The following is a 15,928-nucleotide window of genomic DNA, read 5'->3' as shown; positions in this document are numbered from 1 at the left end:
GATTTGCGGGGCCACTCGTCGTTGCCGGCTCGTTGTTGGGGCCCATCCAACGCCTCGCCGGCGTCTAGATTGGCCCCGCAACTCGCCCCGGCGCGGGCCTGGATTTCTGCCGCCCACGCTCCTCGGGCATGAGCGGCAAAGTCGCGCACCGTCAGGTAGAAGTGGCGGTCGTCGCGCACATCAAGCGGCAGGCCGGTGTTGCGGGCCACCTCGCGTATCGCTTGCAGCACGCGCCACTCGCCGGGCGCCGTCATCACCAGGGCTTGGGGCTGCAGGCGGGCAATGTCGGCCCGCAGTTGCTCGGCCAGGGTGGCGGCGCCCGTGCCCAGGCGGGTGTAGTGCAGCGGCCGGCCCGCGCGGCGCAGTTCGTCCGCGAAGTGGCGCATCGCCGCCAGGAAGAGCGCGATGCGGGGCTGGCTGGACCACACGGCTTCGGCCTCGGCGGGCACCTCGGCCATCCAGACGGCGTCTTCGGCCGGGTCAAAGCCATCGAAGGCCGAGGCCTGCAGGTCGAGCTGGTCGCCCAGCACCAGCACCAGGTGTCGAAGCGGCTTCATGGCTGGCGGCGGCAGGCCTCGCTGCAGAACTTGACCTCGGGCCAGCTCAGGCGCCAGCGCTTGCGCCAGACCATGGGCCGCCCGCAGGCCAGGCAAGGTTTGCTGGGCAGCGCGGCCTTGTTGCCTTTGAAGTGCGTGCGTGGGTCTGGCAGGGAAGCGGGCATGACGACACCCTAGCCCTGCGGTCGCCAGCCTGCCGGGGCGCGGTGCGATGACCCGGTGCGGGCGGCCAATAATCCGGGTCAAACCTGGTTCATGCTGCGTTCGTTTGAAAGCTCCGTTGATGTCCGCCACCGCCACCAATGCTCAAGACCAGCCCCGCTTTCGGAGCGCAGCCGTGGCCCGCATGCTGGGCATGCCGGTGGAGACGCTGCGCGTCTGGGAGCGCCGCTACGGCCTGGTGTCACCGGCGCGCAGCAGCGGGGGGCAACGGATGTACTCGGCCGCCCAGGTGCAGCGCCTGGCCCTACTGCGCCAGCTGACGCAGTGCGGGCACCCGATCGGGAATCTGGCGGGTCTTGGCGCCGAGGCCCTGGCCGAGCTGGCCCGCCAGCACGCGCAGCTGCTACAGGCCCAGCGTGGGGCGGTGGATGCCGCACGGAGCGCCACAAAGAGGGCCGCGCAGGCCGAGCCGCCCATCCCGCCACGCCGCTGGGGCGGCGCCGCGCTGGCCGACTTTGCCGGCCTCTCCAGCACCCTGGCCTGCGAGTGCCCACGGCATCTGGCGCAACTGGTGCAGGGCCTGGCGGAGTTTGAGGACTACAGCGCGCAGTGCATGGACCTGAACCCGCAGGACGCGGCGCTGCATGCGCATCTGCGGCAGATCACCGCGCAGGCGCGCCACACCTTTGAGCAGGCACTGGAACGCGTGGCGCTGCACGAGGGCTTGCTGCCGCCGACCTGAGGCGCTCAGAGGAAGGTAGAGACCGGCTCGCTGCCGCTGGCGCTTTCAACGCGGTTGCGGCCGCCGGACTTGGCGCGGTAGAGGGCCTTGTCGGCGCGCTTGAAGGCCTCTTCGGCCGTGTGGCCTGGCAGCGCCACGGCCACGCCGAAGCTGGCGGTGATGTTGAGGCTCAGCCGCGCATCGAAGTCAAAGCGCGCCACCCGGTCGCGCAGCTTCTCGGCCAGGGCGCTGGCTTCATCGAGCTTGTGGCCTCGGCACAGGATCACGAACTCCTCTCCGCCCCAGCGGCCCACCACGTCGCTGGCGCGCACATTGGTGGCCAGCAGCGCGGCAAAGCGGCTCAGCACCTCGTCGCCCTTGCCGTGGCCATGGCGGTCATTGACTTGCTTGAAGTGGTCGATGTCGGCAATCACGATGGTGATGCCCTCGTCGTCGTTCTCCAGCTCGGCCATGACCTGCTCGATGCCCCGGCGGTTGAGCACCCCGGTTAGCTCGTCCACGGCGGCGAGGCGGCGCAACTCGTCCTGCGCCACGCGCAGCTCGCGGGTGCGGGTCATCAGTGCATCGATCTCGCGCTGCTGGATGCGGCTGCGCTGGCGCAGCTGCACGCTGCGGTGCATAGACAGCAGGGACGCGCCCAGCAGCCACGCGACGAGGATGCCCAAGTAGGTCTGCTCGCGCGAGACCCACTCGCCGTGCAGCACCAGATGGTCGATCTCCATCTCGTAGGTCTTGTTGGTCAGCTCGTCGGGGATGTCGATGGAGATCTGGATCGCGTTGTCGAGGCGGGCGCGGTTGTACTCGCGCGGGTGGTTCTTCTGCATGATCCACCACTCGGGCACGGTGAACTCGTTCAGGTCGATGCGCAGCGGCTCGCCCAGGTCCTGCACGCGCAGGTTGACGTAGTGCGGCCGCGGGCTGTTGGTGTCGTCCGCCTTGGAGAAGCGCGGATCGAAATTGCGGATGCCGACGCGGATCAGGCGGGTCGGGCCCTTGAAGCGCATCTTGAGCTCGATGCTGGAGAAGGGCGAGAGGTCGATGCCCCGCGTGGCGTCTTCCTTGACCAGCGAGAAGCCCATGCCACAGGCCTGCCAGTTGGCGGGCCGGGTGTAGTGACATTGCAAGTGCAGCTTGGACTCGTCAACCCAGCCCACACTGCCGGCGGTCTCGGGCTCGTTGTTGTCCAGCAGGTAGTGGAAGTTGCCGGCGTGCGCATCGGAGAGGTCGAGCCGCCGCTCGGGCAGCAGGCGCTGCGCGACGATGAGTGCCAGCGACAGCAGGATGCCGACAACAAGCAGGCGAGGGCTGGACAGTGCGGGTTGCACGACGAGAGGGTCTTTCAGCGCAAGTGGCCCCGACGACTGTAGCCGCGAGGCGGGACGGCCTCAAGGCACGGCCAGGTGCTCGGCCAGAAAGCTTTCGATCCGCCGCGCGAAGTCGTAGGCGTTTTCGGGCTTGGCAAAGCTATGTCCTTCGCCTCAGGTTTGCTTGGCCCCTACGGGAGGGCTGGATGCAGGCCTGCCTAGCGGGGCTTAGGGTGGGCTGAGGTGTGCGGCCAAGAAGGCTTCCAGTTTGCTGAGAAACGCCTGCTCCCGTTCCTTGGGTGTAAGTCGCTTGCGCTCGATAACAAGCTCCACAGCCTGCCCGCGGTCTCGCAATTGAGTCTCCAGCCTGTTGATCTTTCTCATCTGACCGAGGTTTTGCTCTGCGCGGAATATCAACAGGGGCGCTCGGATGCTGCTGGACCGGGTGAGCGGCGACAGGTTCGCCGCCAGTTCTGCATCGCGATCGAGATCACCGAGGATTTTTCGGTAGCGATCTCGCTTAACGGCGGCAGCGGTGTGGCTGAGGCGAGACCAGTGCGCCTCGGTGAGGAACGGCTCAAAGTCCATCAGCGGGTCTCTTGCCACCCCACAGGCGTAGTCCGCTTTGGGCCGCTCCAGCGCGAAGATCGTGCTTACCCCGCCATAGTTCTCGCCGAGCAGGCAGGCGCGCGTTCCCGCCAGCCCCTGAGCTTGGGCCCATGCAAGAGCGTCCTCAACGTCGTCCTGCATGGCCAAGCCCACTTGGCCATGACTTGCCTTGACGTGATCGGCGCCGTAGCCACTGCGGCCGCGAACTTCCGGCTCGATGACGAGGTAGCCCCGGCTCGCCAGCAACTGGGGCAACCAATGCCACCCCCACAAGATCCGCTTATCCCAGGCCCAATCAGGCAGCAGGACCACGGCAGGCAAGGGGCCAGTGGCCGACGGCGGCCGTGTGACCCACACTGGCAGGGTGCGTCCGTCCCGCGTGGGGATGCGGTGCAGCCTAGACGTGGCGGACTGCTCCGCGTCGATGTGCGGCCGCGTGCGGCCGACTCGTGTCCAGGCATCCTTGCCGCCTCGCTGGCCGGCCCGGAACACCCAGTACTCGCCCGGCTGGCGGTCGCTGTAGCTGAAGATCTCGGCCACCATGTCGGGTTCGGCGCATCGCTGGCAGGAGATGCGGTTGACGCGGCCCGGAAAGCGCTGATCCACCCTTTCCTGAAATGCCGTCATGCCTGGCCTCAGCCACACCGTGACTTCGTCCTCAGCGTGAACGCGTGCGCCAACGACTTCGGACGTGGCGGCGTCGAGCTCCAGGTGCCCCACGAAGTCAAAGCCAGGCGTCTGGATCCAGGCTCGACTGGGCGTGGTTTCCGAAGCCGGATCGAACCGGCTGAGTGTGATGACTTGCTGCGGTCCTGCGACGTGTGAAACGTAGAGCGTGCCGTCGCGCTCGGCCCCGACCACGCGGTAGGGTTCTTCGCCCGGCAGGCTCTCGTGCAGCAGCTTCCACTCGCCGGACTTTGGTGATCGCCAATGCAGGCGCTCGTAGACCTTGTCATCCCGTTTCTCGTGGCTGAACCCATAGCTGGCGACCAGGTCGGCATTGATGAACAGCGTTTGCATGTTCTTTGGAACGCTGTAGTCGACTTCGCGCTCCTGCTTGGTATCCAAGTTGTACCAGGCCAGCGAGGGGAATCCATCGCTGAAGCGTCCGCCGTTGTCGATCAGTACCTCTTGCACCACGGGTCGGCTGGCGCTGCGCCGCTGTATGGCCAGCACGCGTCGATTGCGCAGGGAGTCCACCATCTGGACGCTCGGCTTAACCATCGTCGCCAGATGCCAGTCGTTCCTTGGCCAGTCGGCCAGCCCGTTTTGCGAGAGGAAAAGCAGCCGGTCTTCGTCAAGCCAATGGATCCTGTCAGGGATGGGCTCGGAGCTGCGAACCAGCGGCGTCACCTTGCCGCTCCCATCCAATTCGTAGACGGCCAGGACGTAGCTTTCCTGCACGTAGCTCACGATGGCCACGCGTTGCCCACTGGGCGAGAGCGTGACCGATCTCGTCACACGCTCCCGCAGGAATGCTTCCACGTCCGGCGCTGCCCAAGCGCAGTGCCCAAGGGTCAGAGCGGCCACAGTGGCCAGGCGGAGAAGGAAGGCGTTCATGGCGTTGAAGGTCAGCGATTGGATGGCGATGCGGACGGGCCAACTGGTGGGGCGCTACTTCAGTTGGCGCTGCAGGAAGGCTTCAATTCGCCGCGCAAAGTCGTAGGTGTTCTCGGGCTTGGCAAAGCCATGCCCCTCGCCGGGGTAGACCACGAACTCTGGTGGGTTTCCTGCGTCAATCAAGGCGCCGCGCATGCGCTTGCCATGCTCCAGCGGCACGCGCAGGTCGTCCTCGCCATAGGCCAGCAGCAGCGGCGCCTTGATGCGGCTGGCCAGCCGGACCGGTGAGTTGTCGGCCAGCATGGCGGCGTCCTTGACCGGGTCGCCAATCATCTCGGGCACCGTGAGTTGGCGCGCGAGGCCGGTGTCGTCCTGCACCCACCAGGAGCCCTTGACCAGCAGTTCCAGGTCAGCCACGGCCACCCAGGCAATGCCGCAGCGGTAGAGGTCGGGGTCCTTGGCCAGGCCCATCAGCGTGCTATAGCCGCCGTAGCTGGCGCCAGCGATGCAGGCGCGGTCGCTGGCCAAGCCCTGGGCCTGCGCCCAGCGCAGGGCGTCCGCCACGTCGTCCTGCATGGCCTGGCCCCATTGCTTCCAGCCGGAGCGGTAGTGCTGCTCGCCATAGCCCATGCTGCCCCGGAACTCGGGCTCGATGACCAGGTAGCCGCGCGAGGCGAGGAACTGGGGCAGGGCACTCCAGTGCCAGGACGTGCCTCTAACGTAAGGCCCGCCGTGCACCAACACCACGGCCGGCAGCGGGCCTTGTGCGCCATCGGGGCGGGTGACCCACACTGGCAAGGCCTGGCCATCCCGGGCCTTGATGCGGTGCAGGTCCAGGCTGGCCATCTGCTGCGGCGCGATGCCGTCCAGGGCCTTGAAGACGGGGCGCCATTTGCGTTGGCCCGGCTCGGGCTGCGCGGTGTGGAACCAGAGCTGACCGGGGTCGTGGTCGCTGTAGGAATGCACCAGAGCCACCATGTCTGGCTGGCCACAGCGGCGGCACTGCACGAGGTTGATCTTGCCAGGCAGTTGCTTGTCAACCTCGGCTTGGAAGCGCTTCATCGCCTCGTCCTGCCAGACCGTCACCACGCCGTCGGCCAGCACGCGCACACCGAGCAAGCGGCCGGTCTCGGGGTCGTGCAGCAGCCCACCGTTGAAGTCGAAGTCAGGCACCTGCACCAGCGGTTGGGCCATGGGTTCGTTCTTGTCGAAGTCGAACTGCTTGAGCACGCGGTTGCCGGTCCCGTTGGTGGCGCGCAGCACGTAGAGCCGCCCGTCCACGTCCACGCTGTGGGGGCCAAAGGGCGGGTGCAGCAGCGGGGCGCTGTAGAGCGGCGTCCAGGCGGTTTGCCCCGGGCCGCGCCACAGTGCGCCGGCCGTCTTGTCCTTGCGCGTCAAGGCCACGCGCAGCTCGCCGCGGGCATCGGCCAGCCAGCCCACGGTGTCGTCGGGGGTGGCGATGTCCACGCGCCGCGTCCGCCCACTGCGGGTGTTGAGCCACAGCGGCCGCGACAGCCGCTGCTCGTCCTCGCTGACCTCGTGGATCAGCACCTCCTCGTTGTCGTCACCCGCCGCGCGCGCGGGCACTCCCAGCAGGAAGTGATTCCAGGTCAGCACGCGCGCGTCTTCATCGCCCGAACGGATCGGCCCCAGCCAGCGCCGCCGCACCAGTTGCCGAAGCTCGCTGCCATCCGACTTGACCGAGTAGAGCCCCGGCAGGGTCTGCGGCGCGCCACTGGCCGGCGGGTCCATCACGCTGAACACCAGACGCGAGTCGTTGACCCAGCGCACCTGGCGCACGTCGCCATCGTTGAACTGCGCCGCCCGCTGGACCTTGCCCCCGGGCGCCAGGTCCAGCACCACCAGGCCCAGGTTCTTCAGCCCCTTGGCCGAGGTCAGCGCGAGATAGCGCCCCGAGGGGCTGAGCGCCACGTCCTGGAAGTCGGCCGGGCGGAAGAAGGCTTCAGCTGGTGGCGGGGCGGCGCTGGCGAGGGTGCTGGCGAAGCATGCGAGGACCAGGGAGAAACAAGCGAGCAGGCGGTGCATGCGCGGGCGATCAGGGTTTGGACAGGTGCTTGGCCAGGAAGGCTTCCAGCCGCTTCGCAAAGTCGAGTTCGTTTTCAAGCTTCGTGAAGCCATGCGCCTCGTGCGCATAGCTCACCCACTCGGGCGGGTTGCCGGCGTCCTTCATGGCGTCACGCAGGCGCTTGCCGTGTGCCAGGGGCACGCGGAGGTCTGATTCACCATAGGCCAGCAGCACGGGCGCCTTGATGCGCGCGGCCTGCTTGACGGGTGAGTTGGCGGCGATCATGGCGGCGTCCTTGACGGCGTCGCCGACCATGTCGGGCAGTGTGTACTTTCGGCCGATATCGCTGAGGTCGTCATCGACAAAGAACGCGCCCTGAAGGAACAGGTCCAGGTCGGCCACGGCCAGCCAGGCGATGCCGCACCGGTAGAGCTCGGGGTGTTTGACCAGACCCATCAGGGTGCTGTAGCCCCCATAGCTGGCGCCGGCGATGCAGGCCTGGTCACTGGCCAGGCCCTGCTTGCGTGCCCAGAGCAAGGCGTCAGCCACATCGTCTTGCATGGCCTGGCCCCATTGCTTCCAGCCGGCGGTGAAGTGCGCCTCGCCGTAGCCCGTGCTGCCGCGGAATTCGGGCTCAATGACCAAGTAGCCGCGTGACGCCAGGTACTGCGCCATCGGGTGCCAGCCCCACTCATTGCCACGAACCCAGGGGCCGCCGTGGAGCAGAACGACGGCGGGCAGTGCGCCCTTGGCAGCGTCAGGCCGCGTGACCCACACGGGCAGGTCGCGGCCATCGCGCGCCTTGATGCGCTGCAGGTCCATGCTGGCCATTTGTGCGGGGTCCAGGCCCGACCGAACACGGCTCACCGCGCGCCAGGCGGGCATGCCGGCCGCAGCGTTGGCTTGATGCACCCACAGTTCGCCGGGCTCGTGGTCGCTGTAGGAGCGCACGAGTGCGGTCATGTCCGCTTGCCCACAACGGCGGCAGCTGATGCGATTGACGCGACCGGGGAAGCGGCCGTCAACGGCGTCCTGAAACGCCTTCATGCGGGGGTCGAACCAGACCGTGGTTTCGCCGTCCACCGTGGTGCGCACGCCAATCAGCTTGCCGCCGGGCTCCACGACGAGCGAGCCGTCAAAGTCGAACCCCGGCGTGGCGATCAGCGGCTTGGCCTCGGGCGCCTGCGTCTTGAAGTCATAGCGCGCCAGCACGCGGTAGCCCTCGGGCCCGCGGCGGTCCGCCACGTAGAGGCCGCCCACATCGTCGATGCCGACGATTTCGTAGGGGGCCTTCAGCAACGTGTCCTCGTAGAGCTGGACCCACTCCGTGCTGCCGGGGGCGCGCCAGTAGGCCGCGTGGACGTCCTTTTTGCGCGTGAAGGCGACGCGAGGTTGAGCGCGGCTGTCGGAGATCCAGCCGGTGCAATTGGGTGGCAGCTTGAAGTCCACCGCCCTGGAGACACCATTGCGGGTGTTGAGCCGCAGCGGAACCCTCAGGCCAGAGCCATCAACGGCCACCTCGGCCATCAGCACGTCTTCATTCGGGCCGTCCGGTTGTGGGTGCGGCACCTTGGCGACCATGTGGTTCCACGGCAGCAGCTCAGCGAGCAAGCCTTCGGAGGGGCTGTCACCGCCGCGGCGGCGCACATACTGACGCAGCTTCTTGCTCTCGACGTCGATGCCGTAGAGCCCCCAGGCTGTTTCGCGCAGGCCACTACCCTCGGCCAGGTCAGACGTGCTGAACAGCAGACGCCCGTCGTCCTGCCACTCAACGCCGCCCACGTCCGCGTCGGTGAATTGCGCAAGGTGCTTGGACTTGCCGCCCGGGCTCAGATCCACCACGGCCAGGCCCAGCCGCTGCTGGCCTTTGAGCCGTGTGGTCACCGCCAGCAGGCGGCCCGAGGGCGACAACTGAGCTTCGACAAGGTCAGAGGGCCTGAAGAACACTTCAGCCGCCGGCGGCGCGGCCAGTGCCCCGCCCGCGTGCAGTGCTACCAGCGCCGCGCCCATCCGCAGCCACCCACCCAGTTTGAAGCGCTTGCCTTGCATTGGTCCTCCCATGCGGTGTTTTGACAATCTTTGGGCGCGATCGTAGCGACGGTCGGCATGGAATCAGGCCCGCAGAAGGTGAAGCTTCCCCTCCGGGCCGGCTCCCATAATCCAGCCCCATGCCAGACCAAGCCCCCCTCGTCATCGTCGGCGCCGGCCTCGCCGGCCTCACCGTGGCCCTGCACGTGGCGGACCGCATGCCGGTCATCGTCCTTGCCAAGCGCGAACTGACCGAAGCCGCCACGGCCTGGGCGCAGGGCGGCATCGTCGGGGTGCTGGGCAGTGATGACTCCATCGACAGCCATGTCCGTGACACGCAGGACGCAGGCGCTGGCCTGGTGGACGAAGCCACGGCCCGCTTCATTGCCGAGCGCAGCGCGCAAGCGGTGGGCTGGCTGGTGGGGCAGGGCGTGCCCTTCACGCCGGACGACGACGGCCCGTTGGGCCTGCACCTCACGCGCGAAGGTGGGCACGCCGTGCGCCGCATCGCTCATGCAGCCGACGCAACGGGCAAGGCCATCCATGACAGCCTGCTCGCCGCCGCGCGCGCCCACCCCAATATCCAGCTGCGCGAGCGCTGGATGGCGGTGGACCTGGTCACGTCCCGCCACTTGCAGCGTGACGAGCCGCCGCGCGTGTATGGCGTGTATGCGCTCGACATCGACACCCAGCATGTCGAGACCCTGCCCGCGCGGGCTGTGGTGCTGGCCACCGGCGGCGCGGGCAAGGTCTACCGCTACACGACCAACCCCGACACCTCGACGGGCGACGGCATCGCCATGGCCTGGCGCGCGGGCTGCCGGGTGGCCAATATGGAGTTCATCCAGTTCCACCCGACTTGCCTCTATCACCCGCAGGAGCGCAGCTTCCTGATCACCGAGGCGCTGCGCGGCGAAGGCGGGCACTTGAAGTTGCCCGATGGCAGCCGATTCATGGCTTCGCACGACGAACGCATGGAGCTGGCGCCGCGCGACATCGTGGCTCGCGCCATCGACTTCGAGATGAAGAAGCACGGCCTCGACCACGTGTGGCTCGACGCCACGCACCTGGGCGAAGCCTTCCTGATCGAGCACTTCCCCACCATCCACGCGCGCTGCCTCAAGCTCGGCATCGACATCGCCCGCCAGCCCATCCCCGTGGTGCCGGCGGTGCACTTCACCTGCGGCGGCGCGGTGACCGACCTCAGCGGCCGTTGCGACCTGCCTGGGCTCTACGCCGTGGGCGAGACCGGCTACACCGGCCTGCACGGCGCCAACCGCCTGGCCAGCAATTCCCTGCTGGAGTGCGTGGTGCTGGGGCAGACCTGCGCCGCCGACATCCTGGCCCAAGCGGCCCCCGAGGCCGCGCCCCTGCCGGGCTGGGACGAAAGCCAGGTCGAGAACGCCGACGAGCAGGTCGTCATCGCCCACAACTGGGACGAACTGCGCCTCTTGATGTGGAACTACGTCGGCATCGTGCGCACCACCAAGCGCCTGGAACGGGCGCTGACGCGCATCCTGGCGCTGCGCAGCGAGATTGACGACTACTACGGCAGTTTCCGCGTCACGCGCGACCTGCTGGAGCTGCGCAACCTGGTGGACTGCGCCGAGCTGATCGTCCGCTCCGCCCTGCTGCGCCACGAGAGCCGGGGCCTGCACTACAACCGCGACTACCCGCGCACCCTGCCGGTCAGCTTCCCGACCGTGCTGATCAGCAAGCAGCGGCGGCGCTGAGCTCGTTGCGCTGACCTTCCCTGAGCGCTGGCGGCCCAGTCCGGCATCGCGGCACAACAAACGCTCAAACTCTGCTTGACAGAGTAAGTGGTCATCTTCAAACTCTGTCATGCAGAGTAACTAACGGAGATGGCCATGTCACTCAGTGCTCAACAGGCTGCGGCCGCGCTGGCCCAGATCGATGCCACCACCCACCGCGCCCAGGTGCAGCGCGGGTATCGCGGCGGCGGTGGAATCTTGATGATGTGGAGCGTGCTCTGGGCGCTCGGCTACCTGGGCATGGCCTGGCTGCCCCCGGCCATGGTCAGCGTGGCGTGGTTTGCGCTGGCCATCCTGGGCACGGGGTTGAGCTTGCATCTGGCGCGCGGTGGGTCGCGGGTGTCGGGGCCGGGCCTGTGGCGCCTGGCTGCGGGGGCTGGGTTCTGCATGGTGTTCGTCACGGCCATCGTGGTGCTGGCAGAGCCAAGGGATCCGGCGTTCGTTGTGGCGCTTCCAGGGCTCTTCGTCGGGCTGGTTTATGCGGCTGCGGGGGTCTTTGCAGCCCCACGCTATTTGGTGATTGCCGGTTATGTGCTGGCGGTGACCGTGGTGGGCTTTCTCGGGTTTCGCGCCGCGCTGCCCTATTGGATGGCTGCCAGTTGCCTGGGCTTGCTGCTCGGCGGGTACTGGCTGCGCCGGGGGTGAGCATGGCGACTGAGCCTGACTTCTTCATCCACCAGCCTTTGCGTCTTCAACTGATGGCGGCGCTGTACGCCGAGCGCGATGCCGAGCCGCTGGACTTCAGCCGACTGAAGGCGCTGACCGACGCTACCGACGGCAATCTCGGTAGCCATCTGACGGCCTTGGAGCAGGCGGGGTACATCGTCATCGAGAAAGACGGCAGCGGCCCGCGTCCACGCAGCCTCGTCCGGATCAGCGCGCAGGGCCGCAAGTCCTTCCGTCGGCACGTGGCCTATTTGCGCGAGTTGGTCGACGGCGTCGACGACTGATGCGCCGTTCCGGCGCGCGTTCCGCCCCATTTCGGGGCGCGCCTGACTCATGGGCAGGCATGGCGCCGATGCACGCGTTCATCGCCATGGCACGGGAGCTGCTCGGGCCTGTCAAACGCCGTTAGCATGGCCGCCACCCCTGTGTTCAGCCAGAGCTAGCGGCCGCAGGTGCTGACCTCAATGAGTCGAGCTGACCCCACGTGTTCGGCAAGCGCAGCGGCTGCACGTGCACTTTTGAATGAATCGAGCAAGGCGAGATGGAACTGACCCCACGTGAGAAGGACAAGCTGCTCATCTTCACGGCCGCCTTGGTGGCCGAGCGGCGCAAAGCCCGAGGGCTGAAGCTCAACTACCCGGAGGCTGTGGCCTTCATCAGCGCCGCCATCCTGGAAGGCGCCCGCGATGGGCGCACCGTGGCCGAGCTGATGGCCGATGGCCGCCAGGTGCTGGGCCGCGCCGACGTGATGGATGGGGTCGCCGAAATGATCCCGGAGATCCAGGTGGAAGCCACCTTCCCCGACGGCACCAAGCTCGTCACCGTCCATCAACCCATTGCCTGAGCGCTGCCATGAAGAAGACGCTTGTTTCCCTGCTCGCCACGCTGCTGGCGCTGCCCGCCCTGGCCCACACCGATGGCTCAGCCCATGCGCACCTAAGCAGCTTCTGGTCCGGTGCCTTGCACCCGCTGACCGGGCCGGACCACCTGGCCGCCATGCTCGCGGTGGGCGTCTGGAGCGCGATGGCGCTGCGCCAGCCGCTGGGCGCGCCGCTGGCCTTTGCAGGCTCGCTGCTGATCGGCGCGGTCATCGCGATGAGCACCGGCTGGGCGATGCCGGCGCTGGAGGCCAGCATCACCGTGTCGCTGGCGGTGCTGGGCCTGCTGGTGGCACTGCGCACGAACATGCCCACGGCAGCGGGCGCCGCCACGGCGGCCATCCTGGCCTTCAGCCACGGCGCGGCGCACGGGCTGGAGCTGAGCGGTGCAGCCGCGCTGGCGGGCATGGTGGTCAGCACCTTGGCCTTGCATGCTGCGGGCCTCGCTTTGGGCTGGAAGCTCCGCCAATCTCCCACGCTGCTGCGCGCCCTGCTGGGCGCGAGCGCGGCAGCGCTGGCCCTGGCGCGCTTGGGCGGGGTGGCCTGAATGATCCCCGGCGAACTCATCACCTCCGAGGGTGAGCACGAACTCAACCCCGGCCGCCGCACGCTCACCGTGCAGGTGGCCAACACGGGCGACCGGCCCATCCAGGTCGGCTCGCACTATCACTTTGCCGAGACCAATGCCGCGCTGAGCTTTGACCGCGCTCTAGCGCGCGGCATGCGGCTCAATATCTGCAGCGGTACGGCCGTGCGCTTCGAGCCCGGGCAGACGCGCACCGTCGAACTCGTAGACCTGGCCGGCGACCGTGTGGTCGACGGCTTCCGTGGCCTCGTTCAAGGCAAGCTATGACGACCCCCACGCTCACTTTGTTCGCTGCCCCCCGCGGGGGCGTTCGCCTCCTTCGGGCGGCCGTGCGGAGCCTCACATGAAGATCACCCGCCGCGCCTACGCCGAGATGCTCGGCCCCACCGTCGGTGACAAGCTGCGCCTGGCCGACACCGCCCTCGTCATCGAGATCGAGCGTGACTACACCCTGGCCGCTGGCGGCTATGGCGAAGAGGTCAAGTTCGGCGGTGGCAAGACCGTGCGCGACGGCATGGGCCAGTCACAGCGCCCCAATGGCCCCACCGCCGCCGACGCCGTCGACACCGTCATCACCAACGTCGTCATCGTCGACCACTGGGGCATCGTCAAGGCCGACATCGGCCTGCGTGGCTGCCGCATCGCCGCCATCGGCAAGGCCGGCAACCCCGATGTGCAGCCGGGTGTGGACATCGTCATCGGCCCGGGCACCGAGATCATTGCGGGCGAGGGCTCCATCGTCACGCCCGGCGCCATCGACACCCACATCCACTTCATCTGCCCGCAGCAGATCGAAGAGGCGCTGATGAGCGGCGTCACCACCATGATCGGCGGCGGCACCGGCCCGGCCACCGGCACCCTGGCCACCACCTGCACGCCCGGGCCCAGCCACATCGCCACCATGCTCAAGGCGGCCGATGCCTTCCCGATGAACCTCGGCTTCCTCGGCAAGGGCAATGCCGCGCGGCCCGAGGCGCTGCGCCAGCAGGTCGAGGCCGGCGCCATTGGCCTCAAGCTCCACGAGGACTGGGGCACCACGCCCGCCGCCGTGGACAACTGCCTCGCCGTGGCCGAGGAAGGCGATGTGCAAGTCGCCATCCACACCGACACGCTCAACGAAAGCGGCTTTGTCGAGGACACGATTGCCGCCTTCAAGGGCCGCACCATCCACAGCTTCCACACCGAAGGCGCGGGTGGCGGCCATGCGCCCGACATCATGAAGGTGGTGGGCGAGGCCAACGTGCTGCCCAGCTCCACCAACCCGACGCGGCCGTTCACCGTCAACACGCTGGACGAGCACCTCGACATGCTGATGGTCTGCCATCACCTCGATGCCTCCATCGCCGAGGACCTCGCCTTCGCCGAGAGCCGCATCCGCAAGGAAACCATCGCGGCCGAAGACATCCTGCATGACCTCGGCGCCATCAGCATGTTCAGCTCCGACAGCCAGGCCATGGGCCGCGTGGGCGAGGTGAGCCTGCGCTGCTGGCAGACCGCCCACAAGATGAAAGTGCAACGCGGTGCCCTGCCCGGAGATGGTCCCGGCAACGACAACGCCCGCGTCAAGCGCTACCTCGCCAAGCTCGCCATCAACCCCGCGCTCGCCCACGGCATCAGCCACGAGGTCGGCAGCATCGAGGTGGGCAAGTGGGCCGACCTCGTGCTCTGGAAGCCCGCCTTCTTCGGCGTCAAGCCCTCGCTGATCCTCAAAGGCGGCTTCATCGCCGCCGCCGCGATGGGCGATGCCAACGCCTCCATCCCCACGCCCCAGCCCGTCCACTACCGGCCCATGTTCGGCGCCTTCGGCGGCGCGCTCACCCAGGGCTCGCTCACTTTCGTCAGCCAGTCGGGCCAGGCTTCAGCCGCCAAGCTCGGCCTGCAAAAACCCCTTGCCGCCGTGCGCGGCTGCCGCAGCGTCAAGAAGGCAGACATGGTGCACAACCACTACCTGCCGAAGATGGACATCGACGCCCAGACCTACGAGGTCCGGGCCGATGGCGTGCTGCTGACCTGCGAGCCGGCCAAGGAGCTGCCGATGGCGCAGAGGTATTTCTTATTCTGACCGGCGGCAACGCCTATCGGCAATCCGGTAGGTTGGGGTGAGTTCGCGAACCCCAACGATTGAACACCGGAAATTGTTGGGGCTCGCATCATTCACCCCAAGCAACGGGCAAAGTATTCGCTGAAGGCCTTGCGTCATTGAATGCATCCAGCTCTTGAAAGGATTGGTAGATGCGTACGCCCGCTGTTGGTTGACAGCGGAGTTGATGCGGCGCCAATCGGCATCTGGGGGTCTTGCATCCTGGCGAAGCTCGGCGATCAGTGCGCTGTGATAACGGCTCGACATCTGATCAGGCACAACCATTCGGGAGAATTGCGCGTGTTGCTGTCTGCCAAGTCTGTGCGGCGGCTTCCACTCTCCCAGGGCTTTGGTCAGAGTGACGGAGGTAACGGCAATGAGGTTGATGTTGTCGTGTTCCCAGCATCGTTAGCAGGATTGAGTCGGCGCGACACGGAGCGCTCGCATTTCATCCGACTCGACGCGGCATGGCGTGATCAGTGGCAGGCGAGTGCTACGGTTGCAAAGTTCTTTGTGATCGGCTTTCCTCGCGACCTGTCGGAGATCGACTACGACGACAAGATGGTGAAGACGCATCAGGTAACGATGCCGGCGACCTATCAAGCCGCATACGCCGGTACGCGGCATATGCACACACTCAAGATCGATGATGGCCTTGCGCTTCAGGACTTCGCTGGGTTCAGTGGCGGCGCAGTGTTTTCGTTCGAGCGACAAGTCGGCTCGTTGTCACATTGCCGCTTTTGTGGTGTCGTCGTTGAAGGTACGGCGCAGTCGGGGCTAGTGCATTTTGTGGACTGTTGGCACGTGCTACACCTCGTTCGAGTCGCGTACGAACACGTCGGGCGATTCGGGATGAACTTGCCCCGGCGAAAGAAGAAGTTTGAATCTTGAGGGGCGGTCCCGCTCATAGGTTGGGGTGAGCCCGCGAACCCCAACGTTTGACGGTCGGCGATCGTTG

15 protein-coding genes are annotated in these 15,928 nt (G+C 67.2%); 9 read left to right on the top strand and 6 right to left on the bottom strand.

Features of this window, described 5'->3' with window-relative positions:
• Together ABDJ85_RS08685 and ABDJ85_RS08680 are read right to left on the bottom strand one after the other, a co-directional pair.
• Window positions 1-557: cryptochrome/photolyase family protein (locus ABDJ85_RS08685; RefSeq protein WP_347704359.1), on the bottom strand; the 557-nt coding region annotated here is incomplete at its 3' end.
• The gene (locus tag ABDJ85_RS08680) at window positions 554-721 is read right to left on the bottom strand and encodes a DUF2256 domain-containing protein (protein WP_347704358.1); all 168 of its coding nucleotides are present in this window, start codon (window positions 719-721) and stop codon (window positions 554-556) included. The genes ABDJ85_RS08685 and ABDJ85_RS08680, both read right to left, overlap by 4 nt.
• 119 nt (window positions 722-840) lie before the next feature.
• On the opposite strand from ABDJ85_RS08680, the gene ABDJ85_RS08675 reads away from it, so the two are divergent.
• Entirely contained in the window at window positions 841-1,461 is a 621-nt protein-coding gene (locus ABDJ85_RS08675) for a MerR family transcriptional regulator (protein WP_347704357.1), read from the top strand.
• A gap of 5 nt (window positions 1,462-1,466) precedes the next feature.
• Here ABDJ85_RS08675 and ABDJ85_RS08670 read toward each other — a convergent pair whose 3' ends face one another.
• From ABDJ85_RS08670 to ABDJ85_RS08655, 4 genes are all read right to left on the bottom strand, one after another.
• The gene (locus tag ABDJ85_RS08670) at window positions 1,467-2,786 is read right to left on the bottom strand and encodes a GGDEF domain-containing protein (RefSeq protein WP_347704356.1); all 1,320 of its coding nucleotides are present in this window, start codon (window positions 2,784-2,786) and stop codon (window positions 1,467-1,469) included.
• 207 nt (window positions 2,787-2,993) lie between these two features.
• Window positions 2,994-4,934, bottom strand: coding sequence for an alpha/beta hydrolase family protein (locus tag ABDJ85_RS08665; RefSeq protein WP_347704355.1), 1,941 nt, complete (start codon window positions 4,932-4,934; stop codon window positions 2,994-2,996).
• A gap of 54 nt (window positions 4,935-4,988) precedes the next feature.
• Window positions 4,989-6,980 (bottom strand): alpha/beta hydrolase family protein, encoded by a 1,992-nt coding sequence (locus ABDJ85_RS08660; RefSeq protein WP_347704354.1) that lies wholly within the window; start codon window positions 6,978-6,980, stop codon window positions 4,989-4,991.
• Window positions 6,981-6,990: 10 nt separating this feature from the next.
• Window positions 6,991-9,009 carry an alpha/beta hydrolase family protein gene (locus ABDJ85_RS08655; RefSeq protein ID WP_347704353.1) on the bottom strand — a complete coding sequence of 673 codons (2,019 nt, stop codon included), beginning with the start codon at window positions 9,007-9,009 and terminating at the stop codon, window positions 6,991-6,993.
• 119 nt (window positions 9,010-9,128) lie between these two features.
• On the opposite strand from ABDJ85_RS08655, the gene nadB reads away from it, so the two are divergent.
• The 8 genes from nadB to ABDJ85_RS08615 all read left to right on the top strand — a co-directional run bounded on the left by nadB (window position 9,129) and on the right by ABDJ85_RS08615 (window position 15,861).
• Window positions 9,129-10,721: an L-aspartate oxidase gene (gene nadB / locus ABDJ85_RS08650; RefSeq protein WP_347704352.1), complete on the top strand. Its 1,593-nt coding sequence runs from the start codon at window positions 9,129-9,131 to the stop codon at window positions 10,719-10,721.
• Between the two features lie 135 nt (window positions 10,722-10,856).
• Window positions 10,857-11,405 (top strand): hypothetical protein, encoded by a 549-nt coding sequence (locus ABDJ85_RS08645; protein WP_347704351.1) that lies wholly within the window; start codon window positions 10,857-10,859, stop codon window positions 11,403-11,405.
• Window positions 11,406-11,407: 2 nt separating this feature from the next.
• The gene (locus tag ABDJ85_RS08640) at window positions 11,408-11,710 is read left to right on the top strand and encodes a winged helix-turn-helix domain-containing protein (RefSeq protein WP_347704350.1); all 303 of its coding nucleotides are present in this window, start codon (window positions 11,408-11,410) and stop codon (window positions 11,708-11,710) included.
• Window positions 11,711-11,967: 257 nt separating this feature from the next.
• On the top strand, window positions 11,968-12,270 hold the full coding sequence (locus ABDJ85_RS08635; RefSeq protein ID WP_347704349.1) for an urease subunit gamma: 303 nt from the start codon (window positions 11,968-11,970) through the stop codon (window positions 12,268-12,270).
• Window positions 12,271-12,278: 8 nt separating this feature from the next.
• Entirely contained in the window at window positions 12,279-12,851 is a 573-nt protein-coding gene (locus ABDJ85_RS08630) for a HupE/UreJ family protein (protein WP_347704348.1), read from the top strand.
• Window positions 12,852-13,157, top strand: a complete 306-nt coding sequence (locus ABDJ85_RS08625) for an urease subunit beta (protein ID WP_347704347.1) — start codon at window positions 12,852-12,854, stop codon at window positions 13,155-13,157. It begins immediately after the preceding gene.
• Window positions 13,158-13,233: 76 nt separating this feature from the next.
• On the top strand, window positions 13,234-14,952 hold the full coding sequence (gene ureC, locus ABDJ85_RS08620) for an urease subunit alpha (protein ID WP_347704346.1): 1,719 nt from the start codon (window positions 13,234-13,236) through the stop codon (window positions 14,950-14,952).
• A 318-nt stretch (window positions 14,953-15,270) separates the two neighbouring features.
• Complete coding sequence (locus ABDJ85_RS08615) at window positions 15,271-15,861, top strand: hypothetical protein (RefSeq protein WP_347704345.1); 591 nt, start codon at window positions 15,271-15,273, stop codon at window positions 15,859-15,861.
• Window positions 15,862-15,928 lie beyond the last annotated feature (67 nt).

The sequence above is a fragment of the Roseateles paludis genome (assembly GCF_039872745.1).
GTDB classification, from domain to species: Bacteria; Pseudomonadota; Gammaproteobacteria; order Burkholderiales; family Burkholderiaceae_C; genus Pelomonas; species Pelomonas paludis.
The sequence above is the reverse complement of the archived record's forward strand: the minus strand, read 5'-3'. Positions and strand labels throughout refer to the sequence as shown.